The 15,610-nt window shown below is 40.5% G+C and carries 14 protein-coding genes; all 14 read right to left on the reverse strand.

The features are described 5' to 3' along the window. On the reverse strand, positions 1-268 hold a 268-nt coding region (locus tag BUF11_RS20655; RefSeq protein WP_073587978.1), incomplete at its 3' end, for a hypothetical protein. Between the two features lie 83 nt (positions 269-351). Then, positions 352-1,668, reverse strand: a complete 1,317-nt coding sequence (gene aspS, locus BUF11_RS20660; RefSeq protein WP_073590778.1) for an aspartate--tRNA(Asn) ligase — start codon at positions 1,666-1,668, stop codon at positions 352-354. A gap of 20 nt (positions 1,669-1,688) precedes the next feature. Then, positions 1,689-1,823, reverse strand: coding sequence for a hypothetical protein (locus tag BUF11_RS24985; RefSeq protein ID WP_278277168.1), 135 nt, complete (start codon positions 1,821-1,823; stop codon positions 1,689-1,691). Positions 1,824-2,104: 281 nt separating this feature from the next. Next, positions 2,105-2,515, reverse strand: coding sequence for a transposase family protein (locus BUF11_RS25245; protein WP_073590779.1), 411 nt, complete (start codon positions 2,513-2,515; stop codon positions 2,105-2,107). 233 nt (positions 2,516-2,748) lie between these two features. Continuing rightward, positions 2,749-3,135, reverse strand: coding sequence for a VOC family protein (locus BUF11_RS20670; protein WP_073590780.1), 387 nt, complete (start codon positions 3,133-3,135; stop codon positions 2,749-2,751). A gap of 216 nt (positions 3,136-3,351) precedes the next feature. Further along, positions 3,352-4,266, reverse strand: a complete 915-nt coding sequence (locus tag BUF11_RS20675; protein ID WP_073590781.1) for an ATP-grasp domain-containing protein — start codon at positions 4,264-4,266, stop codon at positions 3,352-3,354. Further along, positions 4,266-5,189 carry an ATP-grasp domain-containing protein gene (locus tag BUF11_RS20680; protein WP_073590782.1) on the reverse strand — a complete coding sequence of 308 codons (924 nt, stop codon included), beginning with the start codon at positions 5,187-5,189 and terminating at the stop codon, positions 4,266-4,268. The genes BUF11_RS20675 and BUF11_RS20680 overlap by 1 nt, the downstream gene beginning before the upstream one ends. Beyond that, on the reverse strand, positions 5,170-7,794 hold the full coding sequence (locus tag BUF11_RS20685) for an FtsK/SpoIIIE family DNA translocase (protein ID WP_139243480.1): 2,625 nt from the start codon (positions 7,792-7,794) through the stop codon (positions 5,170-5,172). The genes BUF11_RS20680 and BUF11_RS20685 overlap by 20 nt, the downstream gene beginning before the upstream one ends. Before the next feature lie 205 nt (positions 7,795-7,999). After that, positions 8,000-8,242 carry a YlzJ-like family protein gene (locus BUF11_RS20690; RefSeq protein ID WP_073590784.1) on the reverse strand — a complete coding sequence of 81 codons (243 nt, stop codon included), beginning with the start codon at positions 8,240-8,242 and terminating at the stop codon, positions 8,000-8,002. Beyond that, a complete protein-coding gene (locus BUF11_RS20695; RefSeq protein WP_073590785.1) occupies positions 8,227-8,955 on the reverse strand; it encodes a ClpP family protease in 729 nt (242 codons plus the stop codon). Before BUF11_RS20695 ends, BUF11_RS20690 begins: the two co-directional genes overlap by 16 nt. A 232-nt stretch (positions 8,956-9,187) precedes the next feature. Beyond that, positions 9,188-10,429, reverse strand: coding sequence for an iron-containing alcohol dehydrogenase (locus BUF11_RS20705; RefSeq protein WP_073590787.1), 1,242 nt, complete (start codon positions 10,427-10,429; stop codon positions 9,188-9,190). A gap of 231 nt (positions 10,430-10,660) precedes the next feature. Next, on the reverse strand, positions 10,661-11,911 hold the full coding sequence (locus BUF11_RS20710) for a M16 family metallopeptidase (protein ID WP_073590788.1): 1,251 nt from the start codon (positions 11,909-11,911) through the stop codon (positions 10,661-10,663). 137 nt (positions 11,912-12,048) lie between these two features. Further along, a complete protein-coding gene (locus BUF11_RS20715; protein WP_073590789.1) occupies positions 12,049-13,233 on the reverse strand; it encodes a DNA glycosylase AlkZ-like family protein in 1,185 nt (394 codons plus the stop codon). Positions 13,234-13,388: 155 nt separating this feature from the next. Further along, positions 13,389-15,476: a polyribonucleotide nucleotidyltransferase gene (locus tag BUF11_RS20720; RefSeq protein ID WP_073590790.1), complete on the reverse strand. Its 2,088-nt coding sequence runs from the start codon at positions 15,474-15,476 to the stop codon at positions 13,389-13,391. Positions 15,477-15,610 lie beyond the last annotated feature (134 nt).

Consider the following 15,610-nt stretch of genomic DNA (forward strand, 5'->3'; position numbering starts at 1 on the left):
CTGAATCAATTCCAGCAATTATTGCAACACTTTTTTGTGATTCTCCAGCTAAAACTCTAGCTACAAGAGAATACCTTCCTTCAGCTGTACGTTCTTTACATGTTGAAGGATGCTTTAAAGTATCAATTCCATAAATATCTGCAATTCTTGACCAAGTAACAATTCGTTTTCTAAAATTCTTTTGACCAATTCCTGCTGGTGTTTCAGGCCATTGACCATTTCTGTATAGCTCGACACAATTTAATTTAAATACAAAATCATATTTCACGTAAAAACCCCCTTTACTGGTGTCCAGTAAAGGGGGTACATATCAAAAATCTAACATTTGGAGGTCGGTTTTTTATAAACTTCCTACGGTACCAGCCGGTTCATATCCCTGGGAAAGAGCGCCGCCTCCCTGACATTCGTTTTGCCTAAAAGGCTCATGGTAAAGCGCTCCACGCCCATTCCAAAGCCTCCATGAGGAGCTATGCCGTATTTATGAAGCATCAAATAGCTTTCGAAGGCCTCTGTATTCATTCCTCTCTCTTTCATCTTCTCTGTCTGGGCATGGTAATCATGGATACGCTGCCCGCCCGTCGTTACTTCAATCCCTCTAAAAAGCAAGTCAAAGCTTTTGGTCACTTCTTTATCCCCATCCTCCTCCATGGCGTAAAAGGGCCGCTTGGCTGTAGGATAATGGGTAACAAAGACAAATTCGCAGCCGGTCTTTTCTTTTATCAGCTGGCATAACAGCCTCTCTTCCTCCGGTTCAAAGTCATAGTCATCCTCTGTATTTCTGTTAAATTCCTTTTGTATCCATTCCTTGGCTTCCTTAAAAGATATGGAAGGGATGCTATCAATAGCAGGAAGATTGACTTCTAAAAGCTCAAGCTCCTCCCTGCAATTTTCCTTAAGGTATGCCATCACTGTCTGAAGCATTGCTGTTTCGGTTTCCATGATTTCGTAAAAGCTGCTGATATACCCCATCTCCAGGTCAAGACCTATATATTCATTCAGATGTCTTGCCGTATCATGCTTCTCCGCCCTGTAAACAGCCCCGATTTCAAAGACCCTGTCAAAAACTGCCACCATCATCTGCTTATATGCCTGGGGACTTTGGGCAAGATATGCCTCTTTTCCGAAATACTGCAACCCAAACATATTAGCTCCGCCTTCAACACCTGAGAAAACAATCTTCGGACTGTGAATTTCCGTGAACTTTTTTTCCATGAGGAATTTTCTTGCTCCTGCTAAAATGCCCTCCTGTATTTTAAATACGGCCCTCTCTTTGTGGTTTCTAAGAGTTATAACTCGGTAATCCAGTTTTGTCTCAAGAGAAGCCTTGACCTCTCTGTTATTAATAACTACCGGCACTTCCGCGGCGGGAAGGGATAAAATCTCTATCTCTAAAATGTCAATCTCAAATCCGGCATGGGCTCTTTCTTCCTTTCTTACCATCCCCTTAACTTTCACACTGGCATTTTCACAAAGCTCTTCACAGGTTATATTACCAGTGTCTAATACGCATTGGATGAGATTTCTTGCCGTACGCAATATAACAAAGGAAAAACCGCTCATCTTTCTGATTTTATAAACAGAGCCGGTAATGTCTGCCAACTTTCCGATTCTTTCCCTTAATTCCTTTTCTTCTATGATTTCAGTTGTCTTACCAATTATATTATTCATAAATGACCTCCTGTTTTTCATTAATATGCTGCTTTTCCTATTCTTAAATCTCTTCCGCCATAATCTCTATGCTGCATGTTTCCTTCGCGCATATCGCAGATCAGCCTGCGATATTGTCCAAATAAGACATTTGAAAAATGCAGTGTGTTTTTCAATCCATCCCCCCTTAAACAAAAAAAGCACCTGGATATTTTATAAAAATACCCAGGTGGCTTTTGTTTCTATCCGTGTAAGAATCCTGCCTCCATAGGTACAAGCCAAATAAGCGCTTATACCTATGGTACTTCCATAGCTATAAGCGCCGCCTATCATCATCCCTATTTAAAAAGGCAGGCTTAAAAAGATTCATACTTAACCTCATTTCTTACTCATTAATAATTTCAATTATCCTATCACGAAAGTTTTTATTTGTCAATCTCTGATATTAGATGATTATTTAAAATTTAGTGTGGTGGTTTTCACATTTGTATATTTGCTCATAAAGTCTTTTTGTAAACTGCTTACCTTGTATAAGCGATTGAAACGGATAAGTGAATGTTTCACCACACTCATTGCATTCATATCGAGGTGACTTTACAATTATATCTATGTGTACCAATCCCATACTTATATCATGCACCAGACGGTCTGATTTTCCGTTTGAGTAATAATTATGTGATTTACCACATTTTAAGCAAGCTCCACTATATCTTTTGACTGGTTCACAATGGAACAACAGTGAAGTAAAATCATTCATAGGTCGGACACAATCAAGTTCAGTCAGTTCTTCGATATTAAGCTTTGGAATTGGACGAACATCCTCATATTGATTCTTTTGTTCTTGTACTTTGCTCGCTGCTACCAACATTAATAAATGTTTGATAACAGCTTTTTATTTTATGCTTTGTACAAGACAACTCTTGTATAATTATTCTGCACCATTGCTACTATTACAGGGTTTACAAGGCATTAGGCAGTTTTCGGTTATCTGCAAGTTCGTGTGAGTTTTGTCCTTAGAGCCATTTTAGTAAGCTTGTAGGGCTTTTTAATAAAACCGTATGATATTTTTAATAACTAATAACAAAATGCTTATTTTGTTTATTAAATTGAAATCCACCAACACACTCCAAATTTATCAATAACAGTGGCACAACATTTGCTCCACGGAACTTCATGAATGGGATTAATAATAACACCGCCATTACTCAAAATATTAAAGGCATTATAAACCGATTCTTCGCTTCCCATCTCAAAAACATTAAAAGTCATTGTTTCCCATTTCATTTTGTGAACTATGTTTATGTCACAAGGGTTTGCTGCTTCGCTTAATGCTAAAAAACCTTCACCATTTACGGATAATTCACAGTGTACATAAGCAGTTTCGGTATCATTTTTCACTTCAAATGTAATTTCTGCACCAAAAGCTTTGCAATACATTTCTGCCGCTTCAAAACTACTTTTCACATAAACCTGAGTATAATTTTTCATATTTACCTCCTGCACAAAATATAAATACCATTACGCAAGCCTGTTTTGCTTGACTTGCGTATATAATGTTTTACTATTGCATCACAAAAAAAATTAAAATCTACCGCTTCAACGCTTGTTTAGGTGAAATACTATACTTATCTCAAACTCCACACTATATCTTAAATAATCTATTAGATATTACACAGAAAACATATAAAGGATATCTCTAGAAATTCACGATGTTTTTGACTTGCATTTCTGGCAGATAAATTCAAGATACCGTCTTACAAGATTGATGTCCGTACATTGGTACAGCATTCTTGCACCTACAACATCCTCAATTTCATTAAAAATAAGCTCCCCATCTTCTCCTATCAAAAAATCAATCCCGACCATTCCAAAGGAAAAATGCCGTATAATCTTTTCTGCCACACTTCTTTCCTTGCCGGAAAGTTCATAGACTCCAATCTCCCCTCCCAGGGAATAATTAGCACGAAAGCCTTCCCTTGAAGTGCGAAGAATGGCTGTGACAATATCCTTTCCAATTACATAAACACGTAAATCCTGATGCCTCCCGGTTATCAGGGGCTGCATAACACAATCGGAAGAAGCAATCCCTTTCAGAATTTCCTCCTCTTTCGTCTCAACTTCTCTGAAATCCTGATATATGTCCTTTTCGCCAGGAGATGCCTTGGGAAGTGCCAAAAATACCTGGCTTCCTCCATGGCCTTCAACGGTTTTAATCACTGTAGGCTCTGTAATTCTTTGATACCTTTGCAGCACTAACGCATTTTCTACAAATGTCGTATCTACGATTGGAATCCCCAACGCTGCCACTGTCTGATAGGTCAGGGCTTTATCATTACAAATACGTGCAATTACTGTGGAATTAAATACCGGGATGGAAAGGCATTCCAGCTGCTTGCTTAAAAGAGGGTATATAGTGCGCACAACTGCAAAATCAGGCTTTTGGCATTCCTCTCCCTTATACCGTATAAACCAGCTGTTATTTTTAACACCGATTTCAAGGTATTCACGAAGAATCAGCTCTACAGAGATTCCCATAGCCTGTCCTTCTTTTTCGTAGAATTCAATATAGCCCTTGTTTTTAACGGCATCCTTTTCTCCATAGATTAACCAGCCCGTCATTATTTCGCTCCTTTTACCTTCCCTAAGATATACTCCAATATAACATCTGCCGCATTTACTCCCGTACAATCATAGATGTTCTTAAAATGAGCATTGGAATTCACTTCACAGACAAGGGGTTCTCCATCACGGCCAAATAAAATATCGACTCCCGCAAAATCAAGTCCCAGCGTCTTACAGCATAAGAGTGCCAGGTCAATCTGCTCCTTTGTAGGCTCATAGGGTTTCATCTTCCCCCCTGCCGTAATATTCGCCCTAAAATCCCCATTATCGGAATAGCGGTACATGGAAGCGATAACCTCCTCTCCCACAACCTGAAGCCTGACATCCCGTCCCATACTGCTTTCGATAAATTCCTGAAAAAGCATGGGTTTACTGCCGATTTTTAAGGTAATTGCCATAAGTTCTGCCTGGGACCTTGCCAGATACACCTGCTGTCCAAAAGAGCCAAAGCATTCCTTTACCACACAGGGATAACCAATCAGTGCTTCAACCTCCTCAAGGAAATCCAGGTTCGCATATCCGATGGTATCAAAGGTCATTGGTGCAATATAGGTTTTCGGCATTGGGATACCTGCTTTTGAAAGAGCTAAATGGGTAAGGCTCTTATCATCACTTAAAGCAATTGCCCTGGAAGAGTTGTATAAAGTATACCCGCTATCCTCTAAAAATTTTGCAAGCCTGATATCCTTGTCCCAAAAGAGGACAAAATCAACCTCCCGGCCCTTTCCCTCCCTGCTATCCTCTCTGTCTCCAGGCAGGTATATGGGCAACTGGGAATTGCCAAATCCTTTAAGGTCTATGGCGTATTTTTTTGCACTCTCCATAAACCACTGGTGGATAATTGAGAATTTGGAATTTATAAGATAAGAGTTGGTAACTAAATATCCCTTAACCGGTGTTTTATATATATTCGTCGACATACGCTTCAAACTCCTCCAAAGACATTAATATCTTTCTCGGCTTAGTTCCTTCTTCCGGTCCAACCACACCGGCCTCCGCCAGCTGATCCATAATTCTTGCCGCCCTGTTAAAGCCGATTTTATATACTCTTTGCAGCATACCGATGGATGCTTTATCCTTTTCAATGATGAATTTACCGGCCTCTATAAAATAATCGTCCCGTTCACTGCCGCCGGAAACACTCATACTTTCCGATGTTTGAGCATTTGCAATCTTACCTTCCACTTCCTCGCTGTATTCCGCTCCGCTGTTGGTCTCTGCCAAGAATTTTACTACTCCACTGACTTCCTTATCGGAAATAAATGCTCCCTGCACACGGATAGGCTTTGGATAACCGGAAGGAAAGAACAGCATATCACCTTTTCCCAAGAGCTTTTCTGCTCCTGATCCGTCAATGATTGTCCTGGAATCGATGGCAGAGGATACGGAGAAGGCAATTCTTGACGGAATATTGGCCTTTATCAGACCGGTTATAACATTTACGGAAGGCCTCTGGGTAGCTATGATAAGGTGGAGTCCTGCCGCACGCGCCATCTGTGCCAGACGGCAGATAGCATCCTCAACCTCTCCCGGTGCTACCATCATAAGATCTGCAAGCTCGTCTACGATAATCACAATCTGTGGAAGTTTTTGGTATCTTTCATCCTGATATTCTGCTACAGTGGCAACTTTTTCATTATAGCCTTTTACATCCCTTACACCCAAATCGGCAAACTTCTTATATCTTTCTGTCATCTCCATAACTGCCCAGTTAAGAGCTGCCGATGCCTTCTTAGGATCGGTAACAACCGGTATCAAAAGGTGCGGTATTCCATTATAAACACTAAGTTCCACTACCTTGGGATCCACCATTATCATCTTCACATCGGAAGGATTGGCTTTATACAAAATACTCATAATCAGGGTATTTATACATACGGACTTACCGGAACCTGTAGCTCCTGCAATTAGTAAGTGAGGCATCTTTCCGATGTCTGTGACAATAATCTGCCCGCCGATATCCTTTCCAACGGCAAAAGCGATATCCGAAGGATGCCCTTTAAATTCTCTGCTGTCAATTAATTCACGGAATAAAACCATAGAATTATCTTTATTAGGTACCTCAATTCCTACGGCCGCCTTTCCAGGAATAGGAGCTTCAATACGGATATCCGCAGCTGCCAGATTCAGCTTGATATCATCTGCAAGCCCTGTGATCCGGCTGACCTTAACTCCCTGCTCGGGAAGCAGCTCATATCTGGTTACGGAAGGCCCGCAGCTGACATTGGTTACCGTAACGCCAACGCCAAAGCTTTCCAAAGTCTTTTGAAGCTTTATAGCCGTCTCCTTTAAATCTCTTTCAGATACTCCCTTGACATTTCCCTTAGGTCTGGCCAGTAAATCCAAAGGCGGGAATACGTATTCTTTCACTGCTGCCTGCTGATTCCTGGTCATTTCATCTGAAATATCGGATAAATTATCGAAAGAAGCCTCTGCCGCTTCTGTATTAAGTCCATTTAAAACATCCGTTTTTTCTTCTGCCATCTCTGTAAAATTGTCTGTATATTCATCTTTTGCGACATCCTCTTTCGTGGTATCCTCTCCATAAAATGCAGCAGGAACATTCTCTTCCTCTGTAAAATCAGGTTCCAAAGCCCTTGCTTCTTCATGAAGCACAAAGCCCATATCAGCCTGCTGTATGGGAAGCTCATCCATAGGCTTAGGGGTTATCTCCTGCATCTCCACTGCCGCTTTATTATCTGCCTCTTTCTTCTTTCTTGCAGATTTTCCTTTTTTCGCGGAAGGTACCTCTTCCGGTTTTACTTCCTCCGAAATGGTTTCTGCTCCCACTAATTCTTCGCTTTTCTTCGGGAAGGAGATAATTCTTGCCTTTCTCTTTGGAAGCACTGTCCCTTCTTCCATAGCCTCTATCTCTTTAGCTTCTGTCTCTTCCTGCCTTAAGCGTTTCATCTCCCTCATCTGCAGAAGAGCCGCTTCGCTCTTTTGCCCAAGTGGTTTAAAAAGGGATTTCCCTGTAAATATTACTACAAGGACAGCCATAATGCCAAAGAGGACTACATAACTTCCTGCGGTTCCAAACAAAGGGTAGAACAGCGCCAGTAACAGCCCTCCGATAAGTCCTCCCCCATTCTTATCAGCAGAGGAACCACGGTAAATATCCGTAAGTTTTATTCCATCCTGATATCCCGTTGTCAACAGTTGAATAACCGCCGCAAGCACAATACTGATTAATACTGCTGTTACTATCTTAACATAAGCTGACTTATTTCCCCTGTTAGCAACTCCAAAGGCTACGGAGAAGAACAAAAAAAACGGCAGCAGATAAGCAAGAAAGCCAAAGATGCCAAAAGTGAAGCTGTTTATCCAGTTTCCGGCTTTTCCGCTTAAATGAAAGTTACTAAGTATCAATAGAAGTGATATCACAAGGCTTGCTACTAATACTATCTCATCCCTATACATATCCTTTACAGGATCTTTTCTTTTTCCTTTATGTACATTTTTTCTGCCACTGCTTTTCTTACCGGTATTACCGGTTCTTTTTCTGGCAGAAGTTTTACTTTTCATTTTTTCGGCAGCCAAAACAAACCCTCCCTAAACTCAAAAATAGACCCGGAATAACTGCAGCTACCTGCTGCTGCCTCTTCCTGATCCTTTGACAGCCATTCTACACTTTTATACCAAAGAAACATTTAAAGCCAGCTTATTTTCAACAGCCGGTTTTAAATGCTCTTCAGAAATTTCCATAAAATTATTATACCCTTAAACAACCTTAGTTGCAAGGAAAATTATTCCCGGGGGAGTACAGTGGATTCAGATAATCCTCCATATCAGTGGACTGAATTCCCTCAATAATATAATCCTTTCCTTCTTTTCTTGTATATATTTTTCCTCTTTCTACGTCAAAACTACACCTTTCTACTTCTGTCGACTTTTCTTCCTTCTCTTTCGATTGAATATTCGATTTTGTTCTATCTGTGTAGATTCTCTCCAGTGGAGTTACGGTGTACAGCATTCGTCATCACCTCTTCCTGCCATTTGGTATAATTTTCCTAATGCATCTCTGATTCCGCCTACTTCATCAACTATTCCGTTATCCACTGTTTCAGAGCCTATCAGTATCGATCCCACATCCTTGGCAAGCTGGCCGGTATTGTGCATAAGACCTCTTAATTTTTCCTTATCGATTTTGGAATGACTGGATACAAAATTTAGTATCCTGTCCTGTATTTTTTCAAAATAATCATAGGTCTGGGAAACACCTATCACCGTACCGTTCATCCGAACAGGATGGATAATCATAGTTGCGGTAGGAACTATGAAGCTGTATTTTGCAGAAACTGCCAGCGGCACTCCGATGGAATGGCTTCCTCCCAGTACCAGTGAAACCGTTGGTTTGCTTAAAGAGGCTATCATTTCCGCAATGGCAAGTCCTGCTTCTACATCCCCTCCTACCGTATTGATCAAAATCAGTAAGCCATCAATATCAGAGCTGTCTTCAATGGCTGCAAGCTGCGGCAGGACATGTTCATACTTTGTCGTTTTGTTATGCTGGGGCAGACATTCATGCCCTTCAATCTCTCCTATTATCGATAGTAAATGTATTTTAGACTTTCTCTTCTCATTTATGAGCGTTGTTTGCCCGAATTCCTTTATTTTGCCGTCATCTAATTCTTCCTTTTCTTTCTCTTCTTTTTGCTTTTCTATTTTTGTCTCGTTCTTAGCCATGGCATCTCCTTATATTTATCATTATTGTAATCCTCATCTCCTGCCTGTTTTTTGTAAACATATTTCATTTGTTTATACAGGTGTATTTTTTCCCACGTATATTTATTTTTTGTATATGACATAATGATGTCCTGATGATAATTTTTAATATTCCCAATTCTCATATAAAATATCATGAGATGAAGATAAAATAAAGGATGTGCCTTGGCACATCCTTAGAGGAGCGTTTTTCCTATGCTTCATTTTTTAATTTAAAAAACTTAGTAAACTTTAAAAATATCAGGCGGTTCCGTGTATCAAAATCCAACCGTTTTGTAAGCGGAACCAGCCTTTCCTCAAGTTTTATATCTCTTATCTCCCTCTTGTATCCGGCAGCCGTTAAGAGTTTCCGCAAATCCGATTCCGTAGGCAGCTTACCCAGAATACCGGAAATAGCCGGAAGAGAGTCCAGGGCATTCTCTTTTACAACCTCTTCATAAGTCCTTCCCTTCCCCATGCTTTCTATCTCTCTATTTGGCATAACCTTATTGATTCCATTTTTGACGGTATTTTTAAGTTTGTGACAAGTATGTACTGCTACCATAAGCCCAATAGAAATCTTCTCTCCGTGATAGGTCTCAAAGAGTTCATTAACAGCTTCTTTTTCCCACAGGTGTGCCGCATCATCTCCCCCGGAGGCAGAACTTATACTCCCAACCATCTGCATGGCAATGCCGGATAATAAAAGTGCATATATGAGCTTTTCATAAGCTCTTAAAGTATTCTTATCCCTTGTATTTCCCTTTAAATCATTGCTGTAAAGACACACTTCCTTTAATGCCGACATCTCCATCTCACAGATTCGTTGGCAGATATATTCTCCCGTTACCATATGGGAAATCTCCCAGTCCGTAAGGGCCGTGTACTTTCTTAGGATTTTCGTTATACCGGAAGCGGTGAGCCTATAAGGTGCTTTTGCAAGAATGAGGGTATCTGCAATTATCAGTACAGGTGAATCTCCCGGAATATTTTTCTTAGAGCCATTCATTGTCAATATAGAAATGACAGATGCATAACTGTCTGTGCTGGCAGCAGTAGGGACGGATACAAAGGGTATCCTAAACTCCATTGCCAAATACCGGCTGATATCATGGATAGTACCGGCACCTGCGGCAATAATGAGCTTTATTCTGCCGGAAGAGAGCAAACCTTTTCTTGCCAGGGTAATTCCGCAATTATCCGCTCTAAGATCATTTGCAGGAAGTATGATTAATTCACAGCCAGGCAGCAGTTTCTCCACTGTCTTTCCTGCTGCCTGATATGTATTGGTATCACAGATAACTGCAATTTCAGTGTTTCGTCCATCGAAAATACTTCTGACTTTTTCGGGAAGCCTCTTCAATGCATTTTCTTCGATCAGTATATCCTTTACAAATATTTCATGGGTTCTGCCGCAATTACAAGGTCTGCGAAAGCTGTTTATGTCTATTTGCACGGTATATCCTCCCTTTGACTTTTACGGAAACAAAGAGCATAACGGCTATTTAAGACAGCCGTATGCTCTGAATTAAATTCTATTTTATTATATTATGATTTCCCCGTCCGGTTCCTTAAATTTTCGCTTAGATAAGAAATTTTACATTAACACCTATGCATATCGCAAGCCAGCCTGCAATACTGCTCAAACAGAATGTGAAAATCACTCTTAAGTTTTACGCAATACAGATTATAACAGCAAACCTTCTTTGTTGATTCCCTCCAGATTGCCCACTAAGGAGATGCTCACATTTTCTTTATTTAAGTATTTAACAGCAAATTCCTTAACCGTTTCTCCTGTTACATCATTAACCTTTTCTATGATTTCCTCAAGAGGTATTATATATCCTCGAAACAGCATGGCCTTGCCATTGCTGTTCATACGGTTCTTAGCTGTCTCTTCTCCCAGTATAAGCTCTGTTTTTATCTGTTCCTTGCACATGGAAAGCTCTTCCTCGGTTATTCCCTTCTCTTTGATATCCTCAATAATTTGAAAGATATTATCAATAACAGGTCTTAACTGTGAAGGATTCATTGCACCATATATATGAAAAAGACCTGCCCTGGAATAAGCGCTTCCATAAGAATAAATAGTATAGGCCAATCCCTGATTTTCACGGATTTCCTGAAATAACCTGGAATTAATACTGCCTCCGAACACAGAGTTCAAGACAGTAAGAATGTATTTTTCTTCCCCATCGGATTTAATGGATTCATAAGCCATGTTCAAATGAAGCTGCTCCACATCCTTTTCTTTTACGTAAACTGTCGGAACATAGGAGGGGGCACTTGCTGCCTCTGCCCTGTTACCCTTTGGCATGATTCCAAAATTTCGCTCTAACTGCTCCATAATTTCTTCTTCCTCGAAATTTCCGGCTGCTGAAATGACCATATTCCCGCCCACATAATATTTCGCCATAAATTCCAGGACTTCTTCTCTGGTAGTATTTCGGACTGTCTCTTTGGAGCCTGAAATCTGAAAACCTAACGGATGCTTGTCCCAAACCTTCATCTGGAGCATTTCATGGACTAAATCTTCCGGAGAATCATCATACATATCAATTTCTTCTATGATAACCCCTTTTTCCTTCTGAAAGGATTTTTCCTCAAATAAAGAGTTGTTAAACATATCTCCCAATATATCAATTGCTACCGAAAGATGCTCGTCCAGTGTCACGGCATAAAAAGAGGTACATTCCTTACTGGTATAAGCATTGATATCCCCGCCGATTCTTGCCATCTCATCTGCGATCTGCTTTGCATTTCTTGTCTTGGTTCCCTTAAAGAGCATATGTTCAATTATATGTGAAATTCCGTTATTTTTCTCATTTTCATTGGAAGAGCCTACTTTTACCCATATTCCCAAAGCAGCACTTCTAAAATACGGCATTTTTTCCAATACAACCGTTATTCCATTGGATAATTCCCTGGTATTTACCATTCAATTCAACCTTTCTGATAATCAATAAATTTAATTGTATCATCATTGCGGTTATTATACAACAGTGAAAAATCCATAGAATCAATTCATTTACATTTTTTGTAATTCCCTCGCTTTTCCTATTACTCCATTCTTTCTCAAATTTGTACAAAATCCTTATAATAACAAACTTCCTTCGCCCCATTAAAATCTGCAAACTTAAGAATTGTCTCATTCAGCGGCTCACAGAAATCTTCCCAATCCTTTCCTTTTTCAAGCCAGAGCCTTCTAACTTCTAAAACCTTGTCCTTTCTGTTTGACACGAATTCTCCCCTTCCAATTATTTCATCCCCTGACAGGATTGGAAGTACATAATATCCGTATTTACGTTTATCCTCCGGGGTATAAATTTCCCATTTATAATCAAAACCAAAAAGCTGGCTGATTAATTTTCTATCCCACAGCATATTGTCAAGAGGTGCCAAAAGCTCTGTCCTTTCGCAATTGCCTTCTTCCTTCTCCGTAATATATTTTACATCCTCTTTCAGGCAGTACAAAGGCTCGGCAAAATCCTCCACTATAAGCTTAGCAATCTTCCCTTTTTCCAATAATTCGCCAAAAATCTTTTCTCTATCCCTTGCTTTTAAATCCCTTACCCCAAGCCAGGCGTCAGAAGGTTTATTCCAAAGAAGCCCGACTCCGGAAATCCTTCTTAACACCCTCCATTTCAGATGCTCGTAGTCTTCCTTTAACGGGTCCTTCCTTCGGTATTCCTTACCCAAGTATTCCTTCGCAGGCGCATAGTACTTAATAGAACCTTTTTTATGATGTATAATAAGATCTCCTGTAAAATAAAGATTCTCAAGGGCAACTCTTGTTAAGCTGGTATTCATTCCCCAATACCAGTCAACGCTATTCCCAGTCTTTAAATCCTTCGAACATATGGGTCCTGTCTCCTTCATCTTTTTATGGATTACCGGAATCAACTCTTCAACCTCTTTCTGAAACCAGACAGCCTCCTTCATATGCTTTCTGGTCCTTTCAAAATAGCGGAAATCTTCCATCAAAAAGATGGAAAGATTTTTATCAAAATAATCAATTAACACCCGGTCTTCATACAAAAGCTTATACAGCATTTCTTTCCGAAAGCCCTTAATCCTTGATTGCAGTACCAATTCCGGGTTCTTACCGCATACATCCACCGGGTCAAACTGAATACAGCCCGCCTGCTTGATATAAGAAACTACCCCTTCCTCTCCGAAAAAGCGGTATTCTCCAAGCAGCCCCTGTTTCTTTAACAGTAATCTTCTTGCCTGTTTCCTGGTTATATGATATTCTTTCACCTATTCTTCCTCCATGCGTTTTGCGAACGTTTGTTCTTATTATAGTATATATTCCTTTGCAAAGCAAGTGTTATCAGATTTGGGGTAAATATTGCTAAAAAACCCCCTGTAACAGTTGATTTTACCAACATTACAGGGGGTCTGTATCTTAATAATTATTTTACATCTTTTATACTAAAGCTGATTCTGCCCATCTTATCTTTGCCAAGGCATACCACCTTTACCATATCTCCAAGAGTAAGAACATCCTCTACTTTTTCTACTCTCTCTTTGGAAATCTTAGAGATATGAACCATGCCTTCCTTACCGGGTGCAAATTCTAAGAAAGCTCCGAAATCTTTGATGCTTATAACCTTGCCTTCAAAAATCTGTCCTTCCTCAAAATCCGCTACAATTGTCTGTATCAGCTTAATTGCTTTCTGGATGCTGTCAGAATCAACACCGCATACAGATACTGAACCGTCATCGGTAATATCGATCTTCACACCTGTCTGCTCGATAATGGCATTGATTGTCTTTCCTCTTTGTCCAACCACATCACCAATCTTAGTAGGATCAATCTTAATCTGTACAATCTTAGGTGAATAAGGTCCAACCTCCGGACGGGGACTGCTGATGCAGGGAGCCATAATATCATTGAGGATATAGGTTCTGGCTTCTTTCGTACGGTAAATAGCTTTCTCAATAATCTCTCTGGTAAGACCATGAATCTTAATATCCATCTGAATAGCGGTTATACCCTTATGGGTTCCTGCCACCTTAAAGTCCATATCGCCGAAGAAATCTTCAAGTCCCTGAATATCCGTAAGGATAATATAATCATCATCGGTTTCGCCGGTAACCAGACCAACAGAAATACCTGCAACCATGCTCTTAATAGGCACACCGGCAGCCATCAGGGAAAGTGTGGATGCACAGATACTTCCCTGGGAAGTGGAACCGTTGGATTCCAATACTTCGGATACGGTACGGATAGCATACGGGAATTCTTCCTCCGGAGGAAGTACAGGCACTAAGGCTTTCTCTGCTAAAGCGCCGTGGCCAATCTCTCTTCTTCCCGGTCCTCTGGAGGGCTTTGTCTCACCTACAGAATAGGAAGGGAAATTATAGTGGTGCATATAACGCTTTGTCTTCTCATTTTCATCAATTCCGTCTAATTTCTGGATTTCTGCAAGAGCACCTAGCGTAGTTACCGTAAGAACCTGTGTCTGTCCTCTGGTAAACATAGCAGAACCATGGGTTCTGGGAAGGATATCGACTTCTGCTGCAAGATGCCTTATCTGTGTAATCTCACGGCCGTCAGGACGCTTGTGGTCTTTTAAAATCATCTTGCGGACAGTTTTCTTTTCGAATTTATAGATTGCTTCTCCAAGCAAAGGAATCCATTCGGGATGGGTTTCCTTATAACGCTCGTTAAGCTTATCGGTAATGACACGGATATTCTCTTCTCTTACCTGCTTCACATCAGTAAATACAGCCTCTTCCATTGCCTCGGGGGTAATGAAAGCAACCATATCTGCATAGAGTTCTTCCGGGGTATCGCATTTTATATAGTCATGCTTTGGCTTTCCGTATTCAGCTACGATTGTCTCAATAAAAGCGATAACCTTCTGATTTAATTCATGAGCTGCAAAGATAGCCTCAATCATCTTATCTTCCGGCAATTCATAAGCACCGGCTTCAATCATAATAACCTTCTCTTTTGTAGAGGCTACGGTTAAGCTTAATATGGATTTCTCTCTCTGCGCGCTGGTAGGATTAAATACCAGTTCTCCGTCCACCATACCAACCATAGTAGAAGCTGTCGGTCCGTCAAAGGGAATATCAGATATTGCGGTAGCGATAGCGGAACCAAGCATAGCGGTAAGCTCAGGGCTGCAGTCCTGGTCCACACACATTACAAGATTATTAAGGGTTACGTCATTTCTGTAATCCTTCGGAAAAAGAGGTCTCATGGGTCTGTCAATGACACGTGAGGTTAGAATGGCATTTTCAGAAGCTTTTCCTTCCCTTTTGATAAAACCACCGGGAATCTTTCCTACTGCATATAATTTCTCTTCATATTCTACGCTTAACGGGAAAAAATCTATTCCCTCTCTTGGCTTGTCAGATGCTGTTGCGGTTGATACAACAACAGTATCTCCATAGTGCATAAATGCTGCACCATTTGCTTGAGCTGCCACTCTGCCTACATCAACGGTCAGAGTTCTTCCGGCAAGCTCCATGGAAAAACTTTTGTACATGAATTTTACTCCTTTATTCATAAATTTGCCAAAGATGCCGAAACTACTGAAAAACTCACCGCAGTCAATTAATACCGGTGCCCTTTTCAGAAGTCTCGGATGCGATCTCTGGCATATATCGCAGAAAAACTGCT

Origin of the sequence: Anaerocolumna xylanovorans DSM 12503, assembly GCF_900143645.1 — a bacterium.
GTDB lineage: Bacteria > Bacillota > Clostridia > Lachnospirales > Lachnospiraceae > Anaerocolumna > Anaerocolumna xylanovorans.

What these genes read in the sequence shown, in the direction of transcription:
- BUF11_RS25245 (WP_073590779.1), bottom strand. Translation starts at nt 2,515, where the DNA reads ATGTTGGTAGCAGCGAGCAAAGTACAAGAACAAAAGAATCAATATGAG.
- BUF11_RS20675 (WP_073590781.1), bottom strand. Translation starts at nt 4,266, where the DNA reads ATGACGGGCTGGTTAATCTATGGAGAAAAGGATGCCGTTAAAAACAAG.
- BUF11_RS20690 (WP_073590784.1), bottom strand. Translation starts at nt 8,242, where the DNA reads ATGCTGTACACCGTAACTCCACTGGAGAGAATCTACACAGATAGAACA.
- BUF11_RS20695 (WP_073590785.1), bottom strand. Translation starts at nt 8,955, where the DNA reads ATGGCTAAGAACGAGACAAAAATAGAAAAGCAAAAAGAAGAGAAAGAA.
- aspS (WP_073590778.1), bottom strand. Translation starts at nt 1,668, where the DNA reads ATGAATAATATAATTGGTAAGACAACTGAAATCATAGAAGAAAAGGAA.
- BUF11_RS20710 (WP_073590788.1), bottom strand. Translation starts at nt 11,911, where the DNA reads ATGGTAAATACCAGGGAATTATCCAATGGAATAACGGTTGTATTGGAA.
- BUF11_RS20680 (WP_073590782.1), bottom strand. Translation starts at nt 5,189, where the DNA reads ATGTCGACGAATATATATAAAACACCGGTTAAGGGATATTTAGTTACC.
- BUF11_RS20670 (WP_073590780.1), bottom strand. Translation starts at nt 3,135, where the DNA reads ATGAAAAATTATACTCAGGTTTATGTGAAAAGTAGTTTTGAAGCGGCA.
- BUF11_RS20685 (WP_139243480.1), bottom strand. Translation starts at nt 7,794, where the DNA reads ATGAAAAGTAAAACTTCTGCCAGAAAAAGAACCGGTAATACCGGTAAG.
- BUF11_RS20720 (WP_073590790.1), bottom strand. Translation starts at nt 15,476, where the DNA reads ATGTACAAAAGTTTTTCCATGGAGCTTGCCGGAAGAACTCTGACCGTT.